The following is a 24356-nucleotide window of genomic DNA, read 5'->3' as shown; positions in this document are numbered from 1 at the left end:
GATCAGCGCCTCGGAGCCGGAACGAAATCGATTCGCGCCCGCTCCAGGTCCACACGAACCAGCTTGACCTTCAGGCGATCGCCAAGCCGATACCGCTGGGATGTCCGCTCGCCCAGCATCTGATGCCGTGCCGCATCGAAGTGATAGTAGTCGTCGCCCAGTTCCGACACGTGCACCATGCCTTCCACGTAGACGGTGTCGAGCGCGACAAAAATGCCGAAGGCGGCCACTCCGCTCACCGTGCCGTCGAAAATCTCGCCGACACGGTCGCGCATGTAGTAGCACTGGAGCCAGGCCGCGACGTCCCGCATGGCATCGTCCGCGCGGCGTTCCGTCATGGAACAGTGCCGGCCCAGTTCCGCGAGGTCGGCCGCCAGTTTCCCCTTGCCGTCCAGAAGCGCCCGTATCGCTCGATGGACCACCAGATCGGGATAACGGCGAATGGGCGAGGTGAAGTGCGTGTAGGACTCGTATGCAAGACCGAAGTGGCCCAGCGGTTCGGGGCTGTACTGGGCCTGCTGCAGGGAACGCAGCATCACCGTCTGGAGCAGTTCCGCGTCCGGACGGTTGCGGATCGACGAGAGGAGCTTCGCGTAGTCCTTGGCGCGAGGCTCCTCGCCCCCACCCAGCTGCAGACCGAACTCCGACAGGAATTCGCGCAGCCGCTCCAGCTTCTCGGGCGTGGGGCCTTCATGGATGCGGTACAGCGCCGGATGTTCGTTCGTCTGGAGGAAATCCGACGCACAGACGTTCGCCGCCAGCATGCACTCCTCGATGATCCGGTGAGCGTCGTTGCGCTCCACGCGCAGGATCTCCGCGATCTTGCCGCCTTCATCGAAGACCATGCGCGTCTCGATCGTCTCGAAGTCTATGGCACCACGCCGCTCACGTGCCTTGGCGAGGACCCGGTAGAGCCGGTCGAGCGCCTGCAACTGCGGCAGCAGCGAGGACAGCCGCTGACCTGTCTCTCCCGATGGCTCGCACAAGGCGGCCCACACCTCCGTGTACGTCAGGCGTGCCTTCGAATGCATCACGGCGGGATAGAAGACATAGCGCGCGATGTCGCCACGCGCCGTGATGTCCATCTCGCAGCACATGCAGAGTCGGTCCACGCCTGGATTGAGCGAGCAGATGCCGTTGGACAGCGCCTCGGGCAACATCGGGATCACGCGTCGCGGGAAGTAGACGGAATTGCCACGCTCCGCCGCGTCGCGGTCCAGAGCATCGCCCGGCCGGACATAGTGACTCACGTCGGCAATCGCGACGTACAGTTTGAATCCCTTCCCCTGGACCTCGCAGTAGACAGCATCGTCGAAGTCTCGCGCGGGTCTCGCCGTCGATGGTCACGAGGTCCAGGTTCCGCAGATCGGTTCTGCCCTTCGAGTCCTTCTTCTGGACGATCGCCGGAACGGCATCCGCCTGGGACAGCGCCTCGGCCGAGAACTCGTAAGGCACCTGATGCTTGCGAACCGCGATCTCGATCTCCATGCCCGGATCGGTCGCTTCGCCCAGTACCTCGACCACTCGCCCGATGGGCCGCACGTAGCGCGCGGGCTGTTGAACGATCTGCACCACCACGATCTGCCCAGGCTTCGCGCCGCCGGAGGCGTCCGAGGGCACCAGGATGTCGTGGATGATCCGCCTGTCGGAAGGCGACACGATCGCGACCCCGTGTTCCAGCACGAACCGTCCGACGACAGAGGCGGTGCGATGCTCCAGGACCTCCACGATCTCTGCCTCGCGCCGCCCGCGCCGGTCGACTCCGACCGCCCGCGCCATCACCCGATCGCCGTGGAGTACCTTGGTCATCTCCTGGGCGCCGAGAAACATGTCGCCCTCGCCGTCATCCGGCACGAAGAAACCGTAGCCTTCCGGATGACCCAGCACCGAACCCGCCACGAGATCCAGCTTGCGGGCGACGCACAGCGCTCCTTTCCGGTTCACGAGAATCTGACCCTGCCGGGCCATGGCCTGCAGACGACGGGCGAACGCCTCCTCCTCTTCCGGATCGATGGCGAGCCGCTCCGCCAAGGCCTCCACAGTGATCGGGTGACCTTCCTCGTCCATGAGGGCGAGCAGGAATTCCCTCGAGGGAAGTGGATTCGGGTACTTCGTGCGTTCGCGCTCGAGATGCGGATCGCTGTCGCGCAAGGACCGGGCGGCAGACTGCGCCGGATTCATGCGGGATTTCTTGGGGGGTCTGGTCAAGCGTTGAACCTCGATGATCGAAGAATGTGGTTTGACAATGGCAATGCTTTGACGCTACATTTCGCGCCCGCTTGCCGAGATGGCGGAATTGGTAGACGCACCAGGTTCAGGTCCTGGCGGGGGCAACCCTGTGGAGGTTCGAGTCCTCTTCTCGGCACCAGCGCTTCGGTCGCCAGTCCTTGGCGGCCGGCTCTGAAAATCGCACCACTCTCCAGCCCTACGAAAGAAGTCTGCAGCCCCGGAGCACGCGTGCTTCTGCCATCGTACCCGGTCGACGGAACGACTGCAGTTCGGACGAGGCGAATCGCCCCGTCCCGACGACTCCCACTTCTCAGTGCGCGAACGGATGTCTGCGAATGATCGTTTCTTCGCGATCCGGCCCCGTGGAGATCATGTCGATGGGTACGCCGCACACCGACTGCATCACGTCGAGATATCGACGGGCGGCAACAGGAAGCGCTTCGTAGTCCTTCACACCCACCGTGCTCTCGCTCCACCCCGGCAGCTCCTCGTAGATGGGCTCGCACTGGGCGAGCATTTCCGCGCCCACCGGAAGAATGTCGAAACGCTCTCCGTCGACGCGATAGCCGACACCGATCTGCAGCGATTCCATTCCGTCGAGCACGTCCAGCTTGGTCACGCACAGCCCGGACACGCCGTTGATCTGCACGGAGCGGCGCAGCGCGGCGGCGTCGAACCAGCCACATCGCCTCGGTCTCCCGGTCGTCGCGCCGAACTCCTTGCCGCGATCGGCGATGCGCTTTCCGACCTCGTCGTCGAGCTCTGTCGGGAATGGTCCCGATCCCACACGAGTCGTATACGCCTTGGTGATGCCCAGCACGAAATCCAGCAATTGAGGCGCCACTCCCGCCCCCGCCGCTGCCGCACCGGAAACGCAATTGCTGGAGGTCACGTACGGATAGGTGCCGTGATCGACGTCGAGCAAGGTTCCCTGCGCGCCCTCGAACAGGAGATGCTCGCCACGCTTCGAGGCTTCGTGGAGAAGTCTCGGCACGTCGCCCACCATCGGCTTCATGCGTTCGGCGAGCTGCAGCGTTTCGTCCAGAACCTCCTGAAAATCCACCGTCTCTGCGTGGAAGTAGTTCTTCAGGACGAAATTGTGGAAATCCAGCACCTCCCCCAGCTTGGCCGCGAAGCGTTCGCGGTGAAAGAGGTCCTGCAGTCGTATGGCCCGACGCGCCACCTTGTCCTCGTAGGCAGGACCGATGCCGCGTCCGGTCGTGCCGATCTTGCCTGCGCCCTTCGCACGTTCCCGCGCGAGATCCACCGCCGCATGATGGGGCAGGATCAGGGGACAGGCCTCGCTGATCGTGAGCCGGCCCGCGACCGAGACGCCGGCCTTGGCCAGCGTGTCGATCTCCTTCAGCAGCGCCTGGGGCGACACGACGACGCCGTTGCCGATGAAGCAACGTACGCCTTCGCGCAGGATGCCGGAGGGATGAGGTGCAGCACCGTCTTCACGCCTCCGATCACCAGCGTGTGTCCCGCGTTGTGCCCTCCCTGGAACCGGACCACGCCCTGCGCGTGATCGGTCAGCCAGTCGACGATCTTGCCCTTGCCCTCGTCACCCCACTGGGTGCCGATCACGACCACATTGTTCGCCATGATTGTTCCGTCAGTTTCCCAAGCGGCCGTCGCTGTTCGAGACGACTCGCCAATGACCATCCACCAGACTCAGTTCCCGCCGGGGCAGGATGCCGCCCGCTGCACGTTCGCCCGGCAACTCCACGACGACGATCTCGCCGTCGGCACGCAGGTTCTCGATCAGTGACAGCAACGCACCATCGAGGGAGTACGGGGCGTGGATCGGAACCGGCTCGCCGTTCCCGCCGACGGCCAGTGCCAGCTCCCGCAAGTCCAGACTGAAACCCGTCGCGGGCCGTGCCCGCCCGAATGCCTTGCCAACCTCGTCATAACGGCCGCCGCGAGCCAGCGCATTCGTGGTTCCCGCCACATAGGCCGCGAACACGACACCGCTGTGATAGTGATAGCCGCGGAGCTCCGCGAGATCCACGAGGAGCGCATCCGTCTTGGAGGACAGAGCCTCGCCAATCTGGCGCAGCTGGCCCAGACACGACTGGATTTCAGGGTAAGCCGGCAAGTCCCTGGCTGCTCGATCCAGTACGTCGATCCCGCCGAAAAGCTCAGGCAGACGCAAGATCGCGGAGCGGGTGACCTGTGGAAGCGACTTCGTCAGCGCGCGAAGCGTCGGAACGTCCTTTCCCTGGAGCGCCTGGAACAGGTCTCCCTCGAGAGAAACAGACACATCCGCGTGCCTGCAAAGTGCACGGAACAGACCGACGTGACCCAGATCGAGATGCACTCCGCTGGCTCCCGCGGCCGTCAAGGCGTCGAGCATGAGACGCTGGATCTCGATGTCGCTTTCCACGCCTGCATGACCATACAGCTCGGCCCCGATCTGCAGGATCTCCCGGGTGTGGGACATCGCCTGAGGCTGCGCATGCAGGACAGTGCCGCAATAGGCCAGCCGGGTGACTCCGTCGCGATTGAGCAGATGCGCGTCGATGCGCGCCACCTGCGGCGTGATGTCCGCTCGGACGCCGAGCATCCGGCCGGACATCTGATCCACCAGCTTGAAGGTGCCCAGATCGAGGTCATGCCCCGTGCCGGTCAGCAGCGACTCGAGGTATTCGATCATCGGCGGCATGACCAGCTCGTAGCCATGCGCACGAAAGCGGTCCAGAAGACATCGCCGAAGGCGTTCCACTCGTGCCGCCTCCGCGGGAAGCACGTCCTCTACGTACTCCGGCAGAACCCAGTTTCGCATCATCGACTCCCCGCCCTCATTCGCCATGGGCGAGATACAGCAGCAACAATCCGACGAGCATCGACGTCAGTCCGATGAAGCGGAGCTGTCCGTCGGAGAACTCGACAAGCTTGCGGAACGTCTCCCGCCAGGCATTGGGCAGCAGGAAGGGAAGCACCCCCTCCAGCACGAGCATCAACGCCAGCGCCGACAGCAGCGTACCCTTCACCTCCCCCCCTTCCTGACTCGCGGCAATTGCACCGGCCATGATGCGCGTTCGCGAAATGGACTGTCGTCTTCGGGACAGCGGGTCCGGGCCGGGCGGTAGAGCACGCCCTTCCTGTCGCCTGAAGCGACTGAAGGCCCTTCCGCAATCCCTGCTTGTTCGTTGACGTGAGACCGCGTCCGGGATCAGTGCTTGCCTCCGGACCCGGCTCCCTTCATGTACCTGAAGAACTCGGAACTGGGCTCCAGAATCAGCACATCGCTCTTGTTCCTGAAACTCTGGCGATACGCCTCGAGACTGCGGTAGAAGGCGAAGAACGAGGGATCGCCCTGGAACGCGGACGCATAGATGGCGGACGCCTTGGCGTCGCCTTCGCCCTTGAGCCTCTGGGCATCGCGGTACGCCTCGGCAATGATGACCTCGCGCTGACGATCCGCATCGGCACGGATCTTCTCCGACTCCTCGTACCCGAGCGATCTCAGTTGTTTCGCGACGCGCTGCCGTTCCGCCTGCATGCGGCCATAGACCGACTCGCTCACTTCCTGAGGAAGATCGACGCGCTTCAGCCGCACATCCAGCACCTGTACGCCGATCTTGCGGGCGTCGGCGTCGGCCTTCTCCCGCATCACATTGATGATGACTTCACGCTCGCCGGAAACGACATCGTGGATGGTGCGCTTGCCGAACTCGGCACGCAGACTGTCGTTGACCGTCTGCATCAAACGGATGCGAGCACGCTCCTCGTCACCGCCCACACTGACGTAATACTGCTTGACGTCCGTGACTCGCCACTTCACGAACGAATCGACCAGCACGTTCTTCTTTTCGGAAGTGAGGAAGAGATCCGGGTCGTCCGTATCGATGGTGAGAATACGCGTGTCGAAGTAGCGGACGCGATCGACGAGCGGCACCTTGAAATACAGACCCGCCTGGTCCTTCACGCTCACGATTTCGCCCAGGCGGAACACGATGGCGCTCTGGCGCTGATCGACCGTGAACAGCGAAAGGCTCAGCACGACCAGCACGACGATGGAACCGACGAGAACAGCTCCGATGTTCTTCATCATCAGCGGATCTCCCTGTCACGGCTGCGGAAAGCCTCGCGCGTACGGCCCGCGTTCTCCGTCGGGGTGGCAGAAGGGGCCGCCGGCTCGGCGTTCGCCGGGGTCTTGGCCATCGCCTCCGGGGCACCGGCCGCGCTCATCTGCAGGATCTTGTCGAGCGGCAGAAACAGCATGTTGCTGCCCGACTTCTGATCGACGATCACCTTGCTGGTGGACGACAGCACCTGCTGCATCATGTCGATGTAGAGCCGGTCGCGTGTGACAGCCGGCGCCTTGCGGTATTCCACGAGGATGTCCTTGAAGCGCTGTGCCTCGCCCTGCGCATTCGCGACGGTGCGCTGCTTGTAGCCCTCCGCCTCCTGCATCAGTCGCGCCGCTGTGCCTCGAGCCTTCGGGATGACATCGTTCGAGTAGGCCTCTCCCTCGTTCTTCTGACGCTCACGATCCTGGTTGGCCTTCACTGCGTCGGCGAAGGCCGCCTGCACCTGCTCGGGCGGCTGCGCGTTCTGCATGGTCACCTGGCTGATCGTGATGCCGGTCTTGTAGCGATCCAGAGTCTCCTGCATCAGCCGGCGAGCGCTCACCGCGATCTGCTCACGGCCTTCGTACAAGACGAAATCCATCCGGCTCTTGCCCACGATCTCGCGGATCGCGGACTCGGCGACCTGCCGAACCGAATCCTCGGTGTTGCGATTGTTGAAGAGGTACTCGGTGGCATCCTTCAGCACGTACTGGACGGCGAACTGCAGGTCGACGATGTTCTCGTCGTCGGTGAGCATCAGCGATTCTTTGGGTACCTTGCTGCGCACGTCATTGCGATAGCCGACCTCCACCGTGCGGACTTGCGAGATATTCACCACCTCCGCCGATTCGAACGGATACGGCAGATGCCAGCGCGGTCCGGGTTCGGTCGACTCGACATACTTCCCGAATCGCAGCACGACGCCCTTCTGACCGGCATCGACGATGTAGAAGCCGCTCGCCAGCCAGACCAGGACCACGAGCGCCGCCAGAATGCCCAGACCACCGCCGAACTTCTGCCCACCGCCTTCGGGACCGGAGCCTGACCCTCCCTTGCCTCCAAGCAGTCTCGACAGCCTCTGATTGAACCGGCTCAAGATCTCGTCCAGGTCGGGCGGTCCATCGCCGCGACGCCGCCCCCATTGGGGATCGTTCAGTGCCATATCGGTTGTTGTTTTCCTCGGTGAGTCTTACGCCGCCCGGCCGATCCGAGAATCGGCGTCAAGCCGCGACCAGACGACCTTCGAGCGAGGGATCGCTCCTGGGTTCAGTGAGCTGATCGAAGACAGCTCTGAGATGATCCAACCCGGAGCCCGTCACGGCGCTCAGGCGAATCGCGCGGATGGTATCACAGTCGTCCCGCTCGACGCCCGGCGACAACTCCGTTCTGTCGATCTTGTTGTAGACGATGATCTGCCTCACGTCCGATGCACCGATCTCGGCAAGAACGCGGTCCACTTCCGCCATCTGGGCGTCCCGGTCCGGGCTCGATGCGTCCACCACGTGAAGCAGCAGATCGGCTCGGGTCGTCTCGTCCAGCGTCGCCCTGAACGCTTCCACGAGGGTATGGGGCAGATGTCGTATGAATCCCACCGTGTCCGACAGCACGATGGGACCATGAGCCGTGTGTACGCGGCGCGACGTGGTGTCGAGAGTCGCGAAGAGCTGATCGGCGGCATAGGCCCCGGAACGCGTGAGCGCATTGAACAGCGTGGACTTGCCCGCGTTGGTATAGCCCACGAGCGACACCGACGGAATCGCGTTGCGGTCCCGCGAGCGCCGCTGGACTTTCCGTTGTTTCTCCAACCGGGACAGGCGGTCCTTCAGGAACTTCACCCGCTTGGCGAGGAGCCGGCGGTCCGTTTCCAGTTGCGTCTCGCCGGGTCCCCGCAAGCCGATACCCCCTTTCTGCCGCTCCAGGTGCGTCCAGCCGCGCACGAGCCGAGTCGCAATGTGCTCGAGTTGCGCCAGTTCCACCTGCAGCTTTCCCTCATGGCTCTTCGCCCGTTGCGCAAAGATGTCGAGAATCAGACTGGTGCGATCGAGCACGCGGCTGGAAAGTGCGCGTTCCAGATTGCGCTCTTGGGCGGGCGATAATTCGTGATCGAAGATGACGAGCTGGCTGCCGGTTCGGGCCAGTTCGGAGGCGATTTCCTGAACCTTGCCGGAACCGGCGAATGTCGACGGATTGGGCGGTTGAGAGCGTCCCGCGATCTCCGCCACAACCTCCAGACCTGCGCTCCGTGCGAGCTCTTTCAGCTCCGCGCTGGAGGCGTCGGCATCGGGCTGCCCCCTCGTCAGGCTGACGAGGATGGCGCTATCTCCCCCGGAATGTCGTTCGAACACGCTCTTACCCGGCCCTGCCTGCCCCGGGGCAGAGGTAGCCGCAACTCACGCGAAGTACCGAAAAGCGTGTTGCCAAATTATTCCTGGGTGCTTTCTACAGCAAAATTTACCGGACGCGCGGGCACCACGGTCGAGATGGCGTGCTTGTATACCATCTGGGTCACGGTGTTCTTCAGCAGGACCACATACTGGTCGAATGACTCGATCTGGCCTTGCAACTTGATGCCGTTCACAAGATAGATCGACACGGGCACGTGTTCCTTGCGAAGCGTGTTAAGGAACGGGTCTTGTAGCAACTGCCCCTTGCCGCTCATGGGATGACTCCTTGAATTGTTCGAACTGTTCGTCTTTGCCGCGAGTTCGTGTTTCGCCTTCATTAGCCCCACGCAGCCTCTTTAAATGTACTTCAATTCCGCCATCAAGTTAAGCGGCCTCTGCACGCACCCGTCATGACCGGTCCTCTGCGAATGGATTGCGTCCGGTCTTGAATTCCACACGCAGCGGCGTCCCCTGCAGTTCGAAGAATTCAACGAACGAACGCTCCAGATACCGCCGATAGCTGTCCGGCACGTGCGACAGCGCATTGCCGTGGATGATGATCTTGGGCGGATTGCTTCCCCCTTGGTGCGCGTAACGCAGCTTGGGCCGGGAGAACCCGCTCCGCGGCGGCGGCTGCCGATTGACGGCATCCAGGAGTACGCGCGTGAGGCGCGGCGTCGACAACTTGCCATCGCCGCCGCGTACGCGACATCCACCGACTTGAACAAGGCCCCCACCCCGGTTCCTCGCAACGCCGAGATGAAGTGGACTTTGGCGAATCCCAGGAAGTTCAATTTTCGTGAGTAGTCCCGTTTGATCCGCTCTCGCGCTTCTTCGGATAGACCTTCCCACTTGTTGATCGCCACGACCAGCGCCCGCCCGGCGTCCAGGATGAACCCTGCGAGATGCGCATCCTGGTCGGTCACTTCGTCCCGCGCATCCAGCACGAGGACGACGACGTTCGCGTCCTCCACAGACTGCAGCGTCTTCAGAACCGAGAACTTCTCGACGGCCGCCTCCACCTTGCCCCGCCGGCGCACCCCGGCAGTGTCGATGACGGTGTAGGGCCGGCCGGAGCGCTCGAATTCGATGTAGATGCTGTCCCTGGTCGTGCCGGGTTCGTCGAACGCGATCATTCTTTCCTCGCCCAGAAGCGCATTGACGAGCGTCGACTTCCCCACATTGGGCCGGCCCACCACGGCGATCCGGGGATGTGGCACGGGCTCCGGTTCGTCTTCCACCAGGAATTCGGCCAGGACCAGTTCCATGAGGTCTCGCACGCCCTCCCCGTGCGCGGCGGATATGGCAAGCGGCTCGCCCACCCCCAGTTCGTGGAACTCGGCTACTGCCCCATCGCGCAACCCTTCCGTCTTGTTGACCACGAGCCAGAGTCGCCGGCCGGTTCGGCGAAGCCGTTCCGCAATGACGCGATCCTGCGACGCCAGGCCGGCGCGCGCGTCGACCATCATGATCACGGCGTCGGCCTCGTCGACCGCCTGCAGCGTCTGGCGCGCCATTTCGTGCATGATCCCGGACTTGGCCACGGGCTCCAGTCCGCCCGTATCCACCACGATGTAGGGCTTGCCGCCCACCCTGCCCTGACCATAGTGGCGGTCTCGGGTGAGACCGGGCAGATCGTGCACGATCGCATCCCGCGTCTTGGTGAGCCGGTTGAAAAGAGTCGACTTGCCGACGTTCGGCCGGCCGACGAGAACCACGGTGGGCTTCATGACACCTTCCGGAAAGCGGCAGCGCTACCGCAGCGAGATGGCGTAGAGATGGCCTTCCCGCGTCTGCACGACGAGGTTCCTGTCGCCCACGGCGACGGGCGCCGCGGAGATGGGACCTCCGTCGGTGGAAAGGCGCCCCACGATCCGCCCGTCCTCTTGATCGAAGAAGTGCAGGTACCCTTCGAAATCGCCGGCCACCACGTACTTTCCGACGGTGGCTGGGCTGCCCAGCGGTCGGTTGAGAAGGAGATCCTGCTTCCACAGGCTCGCGCCGGTACCCCGATCGACGGCGAACAGGTGGCTGGAGTCGTCCGCAAAGAAGAAGGCCGAGGCGCTGGTGGCCATGTCGGTCACGCTCGAGGCGTTTCGCGCCCAGGTCAGCGTGCCGCGCGCGGCTTCGAAGCAACCGATCCTGCCCTGGTAGGCGATCGCGCATACCTGGCCATCGCGCAGGACCGGATCCGTCACGACGTCGATCACCCTCTCCAGTTCCGTATCGCCTTTCGGGGTCGCGATGGCAATCTCCCACAGCACGCTGCCGTTCTCCAGACGCAGCGCGACCATCTTGCCGGCGGGCAGCCCCGCATACACGACGCCGTCCTCGACCGTCACGCCGAATGCACCGCGGATGAGAAGCGCCGACTGCTGGGTCGGGATGTACTCCCATTTCCGCGAACCGTCGGAGGCATCCAGGCCGGCGATCCGGCTGTCGCCGGTGCGCACCACCACCGTGCCCTTCGAAATTACCGGGGGGCTCAGCACCTCGGTGTTCACCTGGGCCGTCCAGAGCGGTTTGCCCGCCGAAGTGTCGAATGCCATGACTTCGCCCTTGGTGGATCCGACCACCACGAGCCCATCGCCGACACCCACACCGCCTGCGAGCTTCTTCTTCTTTCCGACGGAGACCTTCCAGACCTGCCTGCCCTTGGCTCCATCCAACCGGTACAGGTAGCCATCGAAACCTGCCACGAAATAGTCGCCGCCCCACAAACCCGGCGAGAAGATGTAGGGCCCCGAATCCCCCGTTCCAGAGCGCCAGGCCACGTGGGGCTTCACTTCGGCCTTGAAGGAAGTGAGTTCTGCCGGCTCCGGACCGGTCGACGTGCAGGCTCCCAGCACGAGAATGCCTGCTGCGACGAATCCGCTCGAAAGGACTGGGCGCATGAGACTCACTGGATCCCCAGCGCGTCGCGCTTGATCTCGACCACGTTTCGATATGGCGCAGACTTGGGCAGCTTGTCCAGCGCCATCTGATAGGCCGCCTTCGCATCTGCCGGCTTGCCCTGCGCGACCAGGACGTCCCCGCGCGCGTCGGCGAAGAGAGCGGCGAACGCCTCCGTGGGCGGCGTGGCAACGACACGAAGCGCATCCTCGTACTTGCCCAGATCCAGCAGAACCGCCGAAAGGCGCAGGTTCGCCAATGCCTTGAGCGCTTCGTCCTTCGCGTTCGCGGCCGCCCACTGCAGGCTTTCGGCGGCCTTGTCCTTCTCACCCCCCTCGAACGCGGTACGGGCCGCGAGCATCGCTCCGCGGGCCGCGTAGGTCGTGGACGGATAATCGGCGACGAGCTTGGCGGCAAGCTCCTTCACCTTGGCCTTGTCGCCCGTGCGCAGGGCCTCCTCCACCTGGTCGAACAGCACGGCCGACTTCATGCTCTGATCGGCCTTGTAGTAACGCCAGCCCTGCACCCCGGCCACGCCGAGGACGAAGGCGACGACCGCGGCAATCACGAGCTTGCCGTAGTCCTTCCACCAGGCCTTGAGGGCCTCGATGTTTTCCTGTTCTTCGAGATCGTAGACAGCCATGCTCTTTCAGTCCCCTTGTTTCCCCATGAGCGCAGGCAGATCGCCGGGCAAGACCCGCACCTGATCCTGCTGATCGCGCAACGGCTTCAGGCTCACCTGTCCCGCCTGCGCCTCGTCGTCGCCGATGATGAGCGCGAATCTCGCGCCACTGGCATCGGCCCGCTTCATCTGCGACTTGAAACTGCCGCCTCCTGCATGCATCGCTATGTCCATGCCGGCGTCCCTGAGTTGTTCCGCCACCGTCCACGCGTGCAGCTCCGCCTGCGCCCCACTCCATACGACATAGCCGTCAGGCACTGCGGCCGGTACCTGTCTGGACTGATCCGCGAGCAGGGCGACAATGCGTTCCACGCCCATGGCGAATCCCGCGGCCGGCGCCGGCTTGCCACCGATCTGGGCCACCAGTCCATCGTAGCGACCGCCTGCGCAGACGGTCCCTTGCGCCCCCAATTCGGTGGTCACCCATTCGAACACGGTACGATTGTAGTAGTCGAGACCGCGCACCAGGCGGGTGTTGAGGCGGTATTCGATACCCGCATGCCGCAACAGGCGCTGAACGTCCTCGAAATGTACGAGCGAGGCCTCGTCCAGATCGTCCATCAGCCGCGGGGCCCCTTCCACGATGTCCTGCATGCGCGGATTCTTGCTGTCGAGGACACGCAGGGGATTGCTGTGCATGCGGCGTCGGGCATCTTCGTCCAGCGCGTCCTGGTGACGCTCGAGATATTCGATCAGCCGGGCGCGATACCGCGCCCTCGCCTCGCTGTCCCCGAGCGTATTCAGCTCCAGCGCAATGCCCTGCAAACCAAGCATGCGCCACAGCCGCGCGCCCATGACGATCAGTTCTGCATCGCTGTCCGGTCCCGCCAGACCCAAAGCCTCGACGCCGACCTGATGAAACTGCCGGTAGCGTCCCTTCTGCGGCCGTTCGTGGCGGAACATCGGCCCTGCGTACCACACGCGTTGCGGACCTCCATAGAGCAGGTTGTGCTGGATTGCCGCACGCACGCACGAGGCGGTTCCCTCGGGCCGCAGCGTGAGCACGTCACCGTTCAGCTTGTCGGTGAACGTGAACATCTCCTTTTCGACGATATCGGTCACTTCGCCGATGGAACGCACGAAGAGGTCTGTCCGCTCCAGGATCGGCATGCGCATCTGGCGATAACCATAGGCCCGCAGCCAGTTCCTGACCGTTTCCTCGAAAAACTCCCACAACGGCGCCTCGTCGGGCAGCACGTCGTTCATTCCCTTGACCGACTGGATGGGTTCGCTCATCGCCAATTGAACGCCTGGTCACGCGTCGGCGGCACGCTGCCGCTCATTGCGCGAGACTCGACGCAGCCTTCTCCACTGGGTGGTCCTTCCGACCGTAGCGGTCACGGACATATTGTTCGACGATCGCCTGAAACTCCTCCGCGATCCTTTCTCCCTTCAGCGTAACGGTCTTGCAGCCGTCCACGAACACAGGCGCCACAGGTGTCTCGCCCGACCCCGGCAGGCTTATGCCCACATCCGCGTGCTTGCTTTCGCCCGGCCCGTTGACGACACAGCCCATCACTGCCACATGCATTTCCTCCACTCCCGGATAGGTCTTGCGCCAGTGGGGCATCTGGCTTCGCAGGTAGCTCTGGATCCTGGAGGCAAGCTCCTGGAAGACGGTGCTGGTCGTGCGCCCGCAACCGGGGCAGGCAATGACCAGGGGCGCGAAGCTGCGCAAACCCATCGTCTGCAGGATCTCCTGCGCCACGACGACTTCGCGGGTGCGATCCCCGTTGGGCTCGGGGGTGAGCGACACCCTGATCGTGTCGCCGATGCCTTCCTGGAGGACCACGGCCATGGCAGCCGTGGAAGCGACGATGCCCTTGGATCCCATTCCCGCTTCTGTGAGGCCGAGATGAAGAGGGTAGTCGCAGCGCGCCGCCAGACTCCGGTAGACGCGGATCAGGTCCTGTACTGCGCTCACCTTGGCGGAAAGAACGATGCGATCGCCCGGGAGCCCCCAGGCCTGCGCCTGCGCGGCGCTCTCCAGCGCCGAAACGATCAACGCTTCTCGCGTGACCTCCGCGGCATCGCGGGGCGAAGTCGAGCGTGCATTCTCATCCATCATGCGGGCCAGCACGGCCTGATCGAGGCTGCCCCAGTTGACTCCGATGCGCACCGGTTTCTCGTAGCGGCAAGCCAGTTCGATCATCGTGGCGAACTGCTCGTCGCGCTTGGAACCCTTGCCGACGTTGCCCGGATTGATGCGGTACTTGTCCAGCACCTGCGCACACTCGGGTACTTGGGTAAGCAGACGATGTCCGTTGAAATGGAAGTCTCCGACGAGCGGAACGTTGCACCCCATCGAGTCCAGCAGATCGCGAATGCGCGGCACCGCAGCCGCGGCGTCCACCGTGTTGACGGTGATCCGGACAATCTCCGACCCGGCCTGCGCGAGGTCGAATATCTGCCGCGCCGTTCCTTCGGCATCGGCGGTATCCGTGTTGGTCATGGATTGGACCAGCACCGGAGCATCGCCGCCGATCACGGCATGCCCCACCCGCACTTGCCGGCTCTTGCGACGGATGATGTGTTCGCTGGACATCGCGCCGGTCACTCCAGGGTGATATGGGCGACGTCGCTGCGCGTGTGCGGCCCCAGATCGATGTCCTTGGAGTTGTAGTTCACGTTCACGCCACCCGCGTTCCCGACGGTGACCTGGAACGGTGGCTGCCCTCTCACGGTCCGTTCGCTCCCCGCCGGATTGAGCTGGGAAAACACGATGGCCCCGGACGCATCCCTGACTTCGACCCACGACTCGCGCGAGAACGACAGACGGATGACGGGCCCGCCTCCTCCGTCGGCCTCGCGCTCTTCCCGCGCCGGCTTGGGGGCGGATTCCGCGGAGCCGCCGCTCGACGTCTCCACGGGCTTCGACGCTTCGGCCTCGGCCGCAGGTCTGGATGTGGTGGATTTCTCCTTGGACTTGGCCTCGGTCTTCCGAGCCGGCTCGGGTGATGCGGCGGCCGACGACGCAGTTCCGTCAGAACCGGCCGCAGCCGCAGTTGCCGGCGACGGCGACGTCGTTGCCGCAGAAGACGGACCCGCCGTCGATGCACCGCCCGGGACGCCTGCGGCACCCGAGGAACCGCCCGGGGGTGGCGCAGCTTCCGAAGGAGAAGGAGCGGGCGTGGCGGAAGCCTCCGGCGCAGGCTGAGTGGACACTCCGGGCGCGTCAGCCGTCGCTGCGGGAGACTGCAGAGGCGAGACATCCATCGTGGTGGGCATGGGAGCGATGTCACGGCGGCCGAAGTAGATCAGGATCCCGGCAATGACGATAAGACCCAGCGCCAGAGGAAGCCAGCTGCGCTTCCAGACAGAGCCATGCCGGCCGGTGGACTCCCGAAACCGCGGATGATGCCTGTCGAGGGCGCCGCCCCTGTCCGTGACCTTGACTGTCGTGGCAGACGGCGCGGGGAGCCGGCCCGCCTTCTCCGATTGGGCGATCAGAACTTCGCCTTCCAGTCCGAGCAGCCGTGCGTAGTTGCGCAGAAATCCTCTCACGAAGACGGGGCCGGGGAGCGTGGCGTAGTCGTCGCGCTCCAGCGCCTCCACCTGACGGGGATGCAACTTGAGATGCCGCGCCACATCGGAAAACGACATTCCCATGCGAACCCGTCCCTCGCGGAGCATCTCGCCGGGCGTGGGCAGGGTCGTCGCCTGCGGCAGCGCAGCGGCCTCTGCCTGGACTGGAACCTCGGGCGCAAGCGAATCGGTCTGAACGGGCGGCGCGGCCTCACCGGCGGATTCCTTCCCATGTCGTCCTCGGCGACGGCATCCTGGGATTCGCCGGGTGCCACCTCGGGGACTCCGGATCGGTCAGGTTCCACTGCGGCATCGGTCATTCGAATATTCCCTCGGTGAAGAGTCTCGCCTCCTGGGAGTCGGGAAACTTCGATTTCAGCTGTGAACCATAGGATGCGACGGCCGCCCTGTCGCCAAGTGCCTGTTCGATACGTGCAGCCAGCCACAGCGAAGCGGCGTCCGCGTTCTTGGAGTTCTGCATGAACTTCGTCATGTACGACTTGGCGAGGTTCATCTGCCTGCGATCGAAATGCACCCGCGCCAGATGCACCAGCGCTCGACCGTCGTTGGGCTGAATCTTGAGTGCCCGTTCGAGATAGAGCTGGGCCGCTGCGTCGTCACCTGCCCGCCTCGAACAGATGCCGGCATTGACGTACGAGTCTTCCGGGGTCGCATACAGAGGATTCTTCAGTGCGGCGAGGAAATAGCGGACGCCTTCCTTCTCCTTCTTCCGGTCGCACAGGAACAGGCCGTAGTTGTTGTTGGTATCCGAATCGGCGGGGTCGATCTTGAGCGCCCGCTCGAAACTCGCCTTGGCCTTGGCGTCCTCCCTGAGTTCCATGTACACGAGGCCCAGCGTGCTGTACGCCGGCACGTAGTTGGGATCCGCCTTGATCGCCTCCTGCAGCTCCTGCAGAGCCACGCCGAAGCGACCGATCTGCAGATAACTGGCACCCAATTCCGTATGTGCCCGTGCCCGCTCGGCCGGCGTCCCCGGCTCGGGCCGCGGATTGGCAGCAACGGAACGTGTGTCCATCTCCTGTCCGGGTCCCGGCGCGCGGCAGCCTGCCGCCAGCATCAGTGCCACGAGCAACAGCAAGGTGAAGGCTTTCATGTCGGACTTGCGGCCCCCTCGCGCTTTTCCACGCGGCGTGTCTTGTCCTGAACTTGCCCCGCCAGCTGGCCGCAGGCCCCGTCGATCTCCTGACCGCGCGTCTTTCGCACCGTCGTGACGAAACCCGCTTCCATCAAACGTCCCTGGAAGCGCACCACGGTCTCCGGATCCGAACGCTCGAATCCTGCATTCGGGAACGGATTGAACGGGATCAGATTGAATTTGCATGGCAGATCGCCCACCACGTCGATCAACTCCGACGCGTGCGCCATCGAATCGTTCACGTTCTTGAGCATGACGTACTCGAACGTGATGAAATCTCTCGGCGCGCCTGCCCGCTGCCATTTCACGTTGCGCAGCATGTCCGTGGCGGCGTCGTCATCTTCGTCCTCCGCGGCCGGAACGCCATCGACGTAGCGCCGGCATGCCGCCAGCAGCTCGCGCAATGGCCATTTGCGGTTGATCGGCACGATGCGGTCGCGCAGAGAATCGTTCGGGGCATGGAGAGACACGGCAAGGGACACGGGCAGCGTCTCCCGCAGACGGTCTATCCAGGGCACCATCCCGGAGGTCGACAGAGTCACGCGGCGCCGGGACATTCCATAGGCGTGGTCGTCCAGCATCACGCGCATCGCAGTGACAACGGCATCGAAGTTCGCCAACGGCTCACCCATGCCCATCATCACGACATTGGTGACGGGCCGCCTGCCCGAGGCCAGATCGGCGCCAAGCGCGCGATTCGCGAGCCACAGCTGGCCGATGATCTCGGCAGCGCTCAAATTGCGGTTGAACCCCTGTCGTCCGGTCGAGCAGAACGCGCACTCGAGCGCACACCCCACCTGGCTCGATATGCAGAGCGTTCCGCGATTGGTTTCGGGAATGAAGACGGTCTCGATGCCGTTTCCCGCCCCGACATTCAGAAGCCACTTGCGGGTTCCGTCCGGCGCCGTGCTGTCGAGAAGGACCCCGGGCGGTTCGACGACGCATTGTTGCGCGAGCCGGACGCGGAGGTCCTTGGAAAGATCGGTCATCTGCTCGATCGCGGACGCGCCGCTGCGGTGAACCCACCGCATCACCTGGCGCGCACGAAACGGCTTCTCGCCCTGCGCGGCGAACCAGTCGCCGAGCGATGCCGTATCGAAATCGAGCAGATTGACGGCCATCAGCGGCTATGGACGTCCAGGGACGGGAAGAAGTAGGCGATTTCGACGGCCGCGGTTTCGGGTGCGTCCGAACCGTGGACCGCGTTGGCGTCGATCGAGTCAGCGAAGTCGGCGCGGATGGTTCCAGGTGCCGCCTTCTTGGGATCGGTGGCGCCCATCAGCTCGCGATTCTTCGCGATGGCGCCTTCGCCCTCGAGCGCCTGGATCATCACGGGGCCGGACGTCATGAAAGTCACCAGATCGTTGAAGAACGGCCGCGCACGATGCACGGCATAGAAACCTTCTGCCTGCGCGCGCGACAGATGCATCATCCGGGCCGCGACGATCTTGAGTCCCGCCTTCTCGAATCGCGAATAGATCTGTCCGATCACGTTCTTGGCGACAGCGTCGGGTTTGATGATGGAAAGAGTGCGCTCTACAGCCATGGAAATCTCCGGGTCTGGGTTAAATTTGCAAGGAATTCAGAAGGATAGCACGAGCCCTCCGCCGAGGGAAGTGCGTCGTGTTCCGCCCCGATGTGACACATCCCCGATCTTCCACACCCGAGAAAAACCTCCGGGACGTTCGCGTCTCCATGCTCCGGTTATACACCTGTCATCCCCGGTGTTAGCATCCGCCCGTCCCGAATACGAGCGCATCGCCCCGCCCCTCGATGGCTACCGCCACCCCGCAGGAACCCCAGCAGGACGAAGTCAAACGCAAGGCGCTTCGCCGTCTCATCGCTGCTCTGGTGCTGCTCGCGGCGGCCATCGTAGGCCTTGCCGTCCTCGATCGCATGGCCCAGGAACGCCGGGAGCAGAAACCGCCGAAGGAACCCGTGCCCGCCGCCGCGGTTCAGCCGCCGGCAGCGCCGGAGCCGCCTCCCGCCCCCGCAGTGGAACCCCCGCCTCCGCCGCAGGTCGCCGAAGAGCCCGCCCGGACGGAGCCGCCCGTTCCGGCAGTGAAGGACCCCGAGGCAGCCCCGGAGTCCTCCGAAGGCGCCGCGCCGGGAAAGGAAAAGCACGAAGCGAAGACCGCCCCTTCCGCTCCGCCGGCGGTAAAGGTGCCCGTCCCGCCCAAGAGTACGGCGCCCGTTCCGGTGAAGTCGGGTCCTGCGCCGGCCGGCACGCCTTCCTCGAACGCAGCGGCTGTTCCCACGACGCCTCCCCCGCCGATCCCGGTGCCAAAAAGCACCCCAGGCGTCGGAAAAGGCACCGGTGGCACAGCCGACAGCCAAACCTCTGCCCCCGCCACCGCCGAGTGCAGAAAAACCGGTCGAGGGCGTAGCCTGGGCTTCATCGTTCAGATCGGGGTGTTCGCGAGTTCGGCGAACGCGGAGACGCTCAAGGACAAGTTACGCCAACTGGGAATCGAGGCCTACACGGAGACCCGCGTGCAGATGGGCCCCTGGCAACGAACTCTCCAGTGCCGAAAGCAGTGGCGGAGAAAATTCGAGCCCTCGGACTCGCCGGTGCTGGTGCCCCAGCGCTGAAAGTCGAGGGAACCCGTGGGCCGGGTCCCTACCGGGTCCCCGTCCGAACGGGCGACAAGGAACAGGCCCGGAGGTGATCGGCGACCGACAGGGTGGCGCAGCTGGCCCTCCTGATCACAAGAGACTACGGGTGCAGTTCGGGAAACCGCAGAAACAACCTGCCCTGGCCGCCTCCTGGGGGGAGGCCTCATGTCGCTAGGGATCTGGCACACCCGACTGATCGGCCCGGGGCGCGTCAGCCGGTCAGTGGCAGCGCTCGCCCCGGAAAACGGTGATGCCTTCCACGGCGCGAAGCCTGGATTCGAGATCCGACAGGTTCTGAGCTTCGGCAAAGATACGCTTCCTGGGCTTTCAGCCCCGGTCCCAGGTGGAAATCCGCAGCGCATCCAGCACGCGCCGCAACCAGTTTCTTGTTTCCGGCCGGCTGTCTGCGGCCGGGGAGCTGCGCTCCCATGAGGGACTTTCACTCAGCGAAACGCTCGACACCTCGATTGCCTTGCATGTTCCACTCCTGTACCGACTTCGGATCGCGATGTCGGGTCACATTTGCGGCACTCCGCGAATTGCTGCAATGCATCAATCCGTGAGCCTTGAATCGGCAGGTCGGAGAGAACTTGAGGGAGAAAGAACGGTCGTGTTCCGGGTCTCACTGGCCCCGGTCCTCGTAGCCGCAAAGAAACTACGGCTATGTCGAATGAACGTCAGTGGAGCAGTCCGAACGCTCGTCGCGCCAGGTATCCGAGCGTCTCCATTTCACAGGATCGCCCGGCGTTCCCGCAGCAGAGCCATCCTCGGAAGATGCGGTAGACGAGCCACAGTCCCGTGCCCACGACGAGGCCGAAGGAAACCGATGCCAACGATCGTGAGAGCCACGCAGCGCCACGACAATCCACAGCAGCGCGAACCAGAAGCTGTGAATCTGCCAGCGGAAGTGGGATTCCAGGAAGGTGCCTTGCGCCTTCGATCGATTCATGAAGTTGAGCACCACCGCCACGATGGAGGGCAGGCCGAAGACGAACGCGGTGACGATGAAAGCCGCACTGGTGATTCCGATCACGATCGAGAGCGCGCGTGCAGGCCATAAACGACATGCGCGATCGTAATCAGGAGGGTTCGGCAGGCTGAAGGGCAGTGGACGCGTCATTCATGTCGGCCTCTCTCGCCAGGACCGGGAGGTGAATTCGGGCGTGCCTCGCGCGCATACCATCGACGCGGATCGACGCACGGGCTAGTCTTGCCGCCGCCCTCGACCACGCATGTGTGGTCTGCAGGGTCCCTTCACCGTCTTCCGGAGCATCGGCCTTCATGAATTCCATCGTTCGGCTTCGTCCTGTGTCTGTGCGTGATCTTCAGCGCCGCCGGACACGCCGACGAACCTCACCCGGCGCCAGGCGCTTCTATGCCGCGGTCTTCGGCATCGTGTTCGCGGAGAACGGCGACGTGACGCAACCCGGCTCCTCAAGGTCGTCGATCCGCGCAAGGGCAATGCGGATGCCGAAGGCGTGGAGATACCCCTGACCTTCGTGGATGCCGTCCACAAGATGCTGTCCTCCCCAAATACCGGCCTACAAGGTCGGGGCAGTGCCTGCCGACGAAACCTATACGTACTTCTTCTACGATCCTCGCGCCCGACCGGGCCGATCTGATCCCAGGCCTCGCGGACGCTGAGGACCGGCCGCTCCCGGAGGTCCGCCTCTACCGCAGCCCTCCGGCTCTCGACCACCACGGACATGGGCGTGACTTTGGCGGACCGCTGGTAGGCCGGCGAAGACCTCGATGGCGTGGAGGAAGCGGCCTCCGTCGAGGGCCAGTCGGCTGACACCGTGGCGAAGTCGGAGAGATCGGCGTAGCGGGCCGGCCTGAAAAGCAACGTGATGCCCGCGTACCAGCCGGTTTCCGCGCCCCCGCCGCTTCTTCGGTCACCTTGCGGACCACGCTCAGTTTGAAACCGGTGGCGCAGCCTTCGGACCAGCCTCCGTACCGAAAGATCAGCACGTCGGCCTTGGGGGGCCCCGACAGGGCGTCGAGCCGCACGAGGCGATGCCAATCCAGCATGGTCACCACCATGTCGTTCAGGGACAGTGTCTCGACATCGGTGCTGCGCCGGCGGAGGAACGATTGGAGTTCCGTGAGAAGGCCTGTCGAGTTCATCTTTCCTCCTAGCAGTTCTTCGCGATTTCCCGGAGCGCACCGCCTCAGTACAGCTTGATCGATGCCGCATCCAGTTGCACGTCGACGAGCGCCGTTCGACCGGACGCGATGGCATCCCGCAGTACCGGCTCCAACGCGTCCGCCGTCGTCACCCGAGAGGCCTCGCAACCGAAACCACGCGCGAGATCGCAGAAGTCGATGCCATCCAGATCGTGCCCCGGGGCACCGGGAATCCCCAGCATACGCCCGAAGCTCTTGAGTGCGGCATAGCCGCGATTGTTCAGGATCACGAAAGTCACGGGCAGCTTCCACTGAGCCGCCGTCCACAACGCCTGGATTCCGAAGAGCGCCGATCCGTCACCGACCACGCTCGCGACCGGTCTGCCGGGATGTGCGAGGGCTACGCCCGGGGCCGCGGCCACCGCCCACCCCAGTCCCCCGCTCGAGCCGGCGAAGAAGCGGCCCGGCGACCTCACCCTGAGGTGATCCCACAGCGCGCCGCGATGTGTGGGCGCCTCTTCCACGATCAACGCATCGTCGGGCAGCGCGCGATTCAACGTGGCCAGCACCAGATTGCCGTCGAGCCCATCAACCGGGGACGGTGCGGGCAGCAGGACGCGTCCTGACTGCGCCTTCGGCTCCCCGTGGCCGAGCCGCTGCAGAATCCCCTGCAATGCCGGTCGAAGAGAACCGATCACGGCTGTTCCGATGGCCGCCCGTGCCGCTTCCTGCGGATCGTCAGTCAGCAAGTAGAGGCGCGTACCCGGCTTCATGAACTCCCCACCGGTATGCACGTGGTACGTGAAGACCGGCGCGCCGATCACGACGACCACGTCGTGCGGGGCAAGCTTGTCCGCCAGCGGCTGGCGCAGCGGCGGCAGATGGCCGGCGTACAGCCGGTGATCCTCGGGGAACCCCACGCGGGCCACCATCGGGCTCGTCCACACCACGGCTCCCAGTCTCTTCGCCAGTGCCAGTGCGTGATCCCATGCGCCATCCTGGTCTGCCGAGGCGCCCACCACCAGCGCCGGCGCGCTCGCCCCGAGCAAGGCTTCCGCAATCTCGTCCAGCCCCGTGGCGGCAGGTTCCACATCTGCGATCACGCGACGGATCGGCGTCGGCTCGGCGTGCGCATCCCAGTCATCCTCGGGAATCGACACGAACACGGGTCCGCGCGGACGCTGCATCGCGACGTGATACGCCCGCTGGATGGCGGCGCTGGTACGTCCGCAGCCCGTGCGGGCTCGACGCTCCACTTCACACGTAGGGTTTCGGGAACCCGCGGCGTCGGAGGCGTAGAGATACGGATCCGTGGGGAACATCGCCCGGGTCTGCTGGCCCGCCGTGATCACGAGCGGAGTGTGGTTGCGGAACGCCGTGAAGACGCTGCCCAGACCGTGGCCCACGCCTGCGGCCGAATGGAGGTTGACGAAGGCCGCCGTGCCCCTCGCCTGCGCATAGCCGTCCGCCACGGCAACGACGCACGATTCCTGCAAGCCCACTACGTAGCGGAAATCCTGCGGCCAGGCGCGGAAGAACTTGAGTTCGGTCGACCCCGGATTGCCGAACACCGTGGTCATGTCGAACGCCCGAAGCAGCTCGACTGTCGCTTCGCGGACGGACACCCTGGAAGTCTCGGCCATGTTCCGTGCGAACCTTCAGCGTGGTGGCTGATAGCGGACGACGCGCTGATCGATCGCGCCGAAGATCGAGCGGCCGTCTGCGTCCAGCATCTCGATCCGGATGCGGTCGCCGAAACGCATGAACGGTGTCGAAGGCTTGCCCTCTGCAATCTGCTCCAGCATGCGCCGTTCGGCCAGACAGGCCGAGCCTCTGCTCCGATCGATGTTCGACACCGTCCCCGACCCCACGATCGTGCCGGCGCCGAGGAATCGTGTCTTCGCGGCGTGGGCGATCAGTTGCCGGAAGTCGAAGGTCATGTCCGTGCCCGCATCCGGCGCGCCGAAGGCGCTGCCGTTCAACGTCACGGTGAGCGGACGATGCACCTTGGCATCGCGCCAGGCCGGGCCGAGTTCGTCCGGCGTCACCGCGACTGGCGAGAAGGCCGTGGCCGGCTTGCCGTGGAAGAAACCGAAGCCCTTCGCCAGTTCGTTCGGAATGAGGTTCCTCAGGCTCACGTCGTTTACCAGCATCAGCAGACAGATGTGGTCCTCTGCCACCGACGCCGGAACCCCCATCGGCACATCGTCGGTGATCACGGCCACCTCGCCTTCGAAATCGATGCCCCACTCCTCGGACTCCGCCAAGATGTCGTCGCAAGGGCCGACGAAGGAGTCGGAACCGCCTTGGTACATGAGCGGATCAGTCCAGAACGATGCCGGTAGTTCCGCGCCGCGGGCCTTGCGCACCAGCTCGACGTGATTGACGTATGCCGAACCGTCTGCCCACTGATATGCGCGCGGAAGCGGCGAGGCGCAAGCGGAAGCTTCGAAGGCAAAGGCGCGTTCGCGAGCCCCTCTGTTCAAGCCGTCGTAGACCGACTGCAGCCGGGGGGCCACGGTCGACCATCTTTCGATTGCCATCTGCAACGTTGGCGCAATGTCCGTGACTGCCACGGCCCGGCCGAGATCCCGGCTGACCACCACCAGGGATCCGTCTCGCCCGCCCTCCTTGAGAGTGGCCAGCTTCATGTGTTCGTCTCCGTC

At 64.4% G+C, this 24356-nt stretch carries 18 protein-coding genes, 1 tRNA gene and 4 pseudogenes; 2 read left to right on the top strand and 21 right to left on the bottom strand.

Annotated elements, in window-relative coordinates:
- Positions 1 to 2: 2 nt before the first annotated feature.
- Positions 3 to 2181 (bottom strand): annotated as a pseudogene (gene rnr / locus IPK20_09685) (ribonuclease R).
- 100 nt (positions 2182 to 2281) lie between these two features.
- Here rnr and IPK20_09680 point away from each other — a divergent pair.
- Positions 2282 to 2368, top strand: a tRNA-Leu gene (locus IPK20_09680).
- 171 nt (positions 2369 to 2539) lie between these two features.
- Here IPK20_09680 and IPK20_09675 read toward each other — a convergent pair.
- The 16 genes and pseudogenes from IPK20_09675 to ndk form a co-directional block, all read right to left on the bottom strand.
- Positions 2540 to 3834: pseudogene (locus tag IPK20_09675) on the bottom strand (adenylosuccinate synthase).
- A gap of 10 nt (positions 3835 to 3844) precedes the next feature.
- Complete coding sequence (locus tag IPK20_09670) at positions 3845 to 5017, bottom strand: ATP phosphoribosyltransferase regulatory subunit (GenBank protein MBK8016940.1); 1173 nt, start codon at positions 5015 to 5017, stop codon at positions 3845 to 3847.
- A gap of 16 nt (positions 5018 to 5033) precedes the next feature.
- On the bottom strand, positions 5034 to 5225 hold the full coding sequence (locus tag IPK20_09665; GenBank protein MBK8016939.1) for a DUF2065 domain-containing protein: 192 nt from the start codon (positions 5223 to 5225) through the stop codon (positions 5034 to 5036).
- Between the two features lie 182 nt (positions 5226 to 5407).
- A complete protein-coding gene (gene hflC / locus IPK20_09660) occupies positions 5408 to 6286 on the bottom strand; it encodes a protease modulator HflC (GenBank protein ID MBK8016938.1) in 879 nt (292 codons plus the stop codon).
- 2 nt (positions 6287 to 6288) lie between these two features.
- Positions 6289 to 7470: an FtsH protease activity modulator HflK gene (gene hflK, locus IPK20_09655; protein ID MBK8016937.1), complete on the bottom strand. Its 1182-nt coding sequence runs from the start codon at positions 7468 to 7470 to the stop codon at positions 6289 to 6291.
- A 58-nt stretch (positions 7471 to 7528) separates the two neighbouring features.
- Positions 7529 to 8653: a GTPase HflX gene (gene hflX / locus IPK20_09650; protein MBK8016936.1), complete on the bottom strand. Its 1125-nt coding sequence runs from the start codon at positions 8651 to 8653 to the stop codon at positions 7529 to 7531.
- A 77-nt stretch (positions 8654 to 8730) separates the two neighbouring features.
- Positions 8731 to 8967 carry an RNA chaperone Hfq gene (gene hfq / locus IPK20_09645; GenBank protein MBK8016935.1) on the bottom strand — a complete coding sequence of 79 codons (237 nt, stop codon included), beginning with the start codon at positions 8965 to 8967 and terminating at the stop codon, positions 8731 to 8733.
- A gap of 133 nt (positions 8968 to 9100) precedes the next feature.
- Positions 9101 to 10422 (bottom strand): annotated as a pseudogene (der, locus tag IPK20_09640) (ribosome biogenesis GTPase Der).
- A 24-nt stretch (positions 10423 to 10446) separates the two neighbouring features.
- Positions 10447 to 11586, bottom strand: a complete 1140-nt coding sequence (bamB, locus tag IPK20_09635; protein ID MBK8016934.1) for an outer membrane protein assembly factor BamB — start codon at positions 11584 to 11586, stop codon at positions 10447 to 10449.
- 5 nt (positions 11587 to 11591) lie between these two features.
- Positions 11592 to 12227, bottom strand: a complete 636-nt coding sequence (locus IPK20_09630; GenBank protein MBK8016933.1) for a tetratricopeptide repeat protein — start codon at positions 12225 to 12227, stop codon at positions 11592 to 11594.
- 6 nt (positions 12228 to 12233) lie between these two features.
- Positions 12234 to 13502, bottom strand: coding sequence for a histidine--tRNA ligase (hisS, locus tag IPK20_09625; protein MBK8016932.1), 1269 nt, complete (start codon positions 13500 to 13502; stop codon positions 12234 to 12236).
- A gap of 43 nt (positions 13503 to 13545) precedes the next feature.
- Positions 13546 to 14811: a flavodoxin-dependent (E)-4-hydroxy-3-methylbut-2-enyl-diphosphate synthase gene (gene ispG, locus IPK20_09620; protein ID MBK8016931.1), complete on the bottom strand. Its 1266-nt coding sequence runs from the start codon at positions 14809 to 14811 to the stop codon at positions 13546 to 13548.
- Between the two features lie 8 nt (positions 14812 to 14819).
- Positions 14820 to 15875, bottom strand: coding sequence for a helix-turn-helix domain-containing protein (locus tag IPK20_09615; GenBank protein ID MBK8016930.1), 1056 nt, complete (start codon positions 15873 to 15875; stop codon positions 14820 to 14822).
- A gap of 232 nt (positions 15876 to 16107) precedes the next feature.
- Positions 16108 to 16905 (bottom strand): type IV pilus biogenesis/stability protein PilW, encoded by a 798-nt coding sequence (pilW, locus tag IPK20_09610; protein MBK8016929.1) that lies wholly within the window; start codon positions 16903 to 16905, stop codon positions 16108 to 16110.
- Complete coding sequence (rlmN, locus tag IPK20_09605) at positions 16902 to 18068, bottom strand: 23S rRNA (adenine(2503)-C(2))-methyltransferase RlmN (GenBank protein ID MBK8016928.1); 1167 nt, start codon at positions 18066 to 18068, stop codon at positions 16902 to 16904. The genes pilW and rlmN overlap by 4 nt, the downstream gene beginning before the upstream one ends.
- Positions 18068 to 18493 (bottom strand): nucleoside-diphosphate kinase, encoded by a 426-nt coding sequence (gene ndk, locus IPK20_09600; GenBank protein ID MBK8016927.1) that lies wholly within the window; start codon positions 18491 to 18493, stop codon positions 18068 to 18070. The genes rlmN and ndk overlap by 1 nt, the downstream gene beginning before the upstream one ends.
- Before the next feature lie 227 nt (positions 18494 to 18720).
- Here ndk and IPK20_09595 point away from each other — a divergent pair, with 227 nt between their 5' ends.
- Positions 18721 to 19539 (top strand): SPOR domain-containing protein, encoded by an 819-nt coding sequence (locus tag IPK20_09595; protein ID MBK8016926.1) that lies wholly within the window; start codon positions 18721 to 18723, stop codon positions 19537 to 19539.
- Positions 19540 to 20224: 685 nt separating this feature from the next.
- Here the strand turns inward: IPK20_09595 and IPK20_09590 are convergent.
- The 4 genes and pseudogenes from IPK20_09590 to IPK20_09575 form a co-directional block, all read right to left on the bottom strand.
- Positions 20225 to 20596, bottom strand: coding sequence for a hypothetical protein (locus IPK20_09590; GenBank protein MBK8016925.1), 372 nt, complete (start codon positions 20594 to 20596; stop codon positions 20225 to 20227).
- A gap of 340 nt (positions 20597 to 20936) precedes the next feature.
- Positions 20937 to 21077 (bottom strand): hypothetical protein, encoded by a 141-nt coding sequence (locus tag IPK20_09585; protein ID MBK8016924.1) that lies wholly within the window; start codon positions 21075 to 21077, stop codon positions 20937 to 20939.
- A gap of 657 nt (positions 21078 to 21734) precedes the next feature.
- Positions 21735 to 23333, bottom strand: a pseudogene (locus tag IPK20_09580) (benzoylformate decarboxylase).
- A 15-nt stretch (positions 23334 to 23348) separates the two neighbouring features.
- Complete coding sequence (locus IPK20_09575) at positions 23349 to 24341, bottom strand: fumarylacetoacetate hydrolase family protein (protein MBK8016923.1); 993 nt, start codon at positions 24339 to 24341, stop codon at positions 23349 to 23351.
- Between the last annotated feature and the right edge of the window lie 15 nt (positions 24342 to 24356).

The sequence above is a fragment of the Betaproteobacteria bacterium genome, assembly GCA_016713305.1.
GTDB lineage: Bacteria > Pseudomonadota > Gammaproteobacteria > Burkholderiales.
Note: the sequence above shows the minus strand (reverse complement) of the source record. Positions and strands in the feature narration are given on the sequence as shown.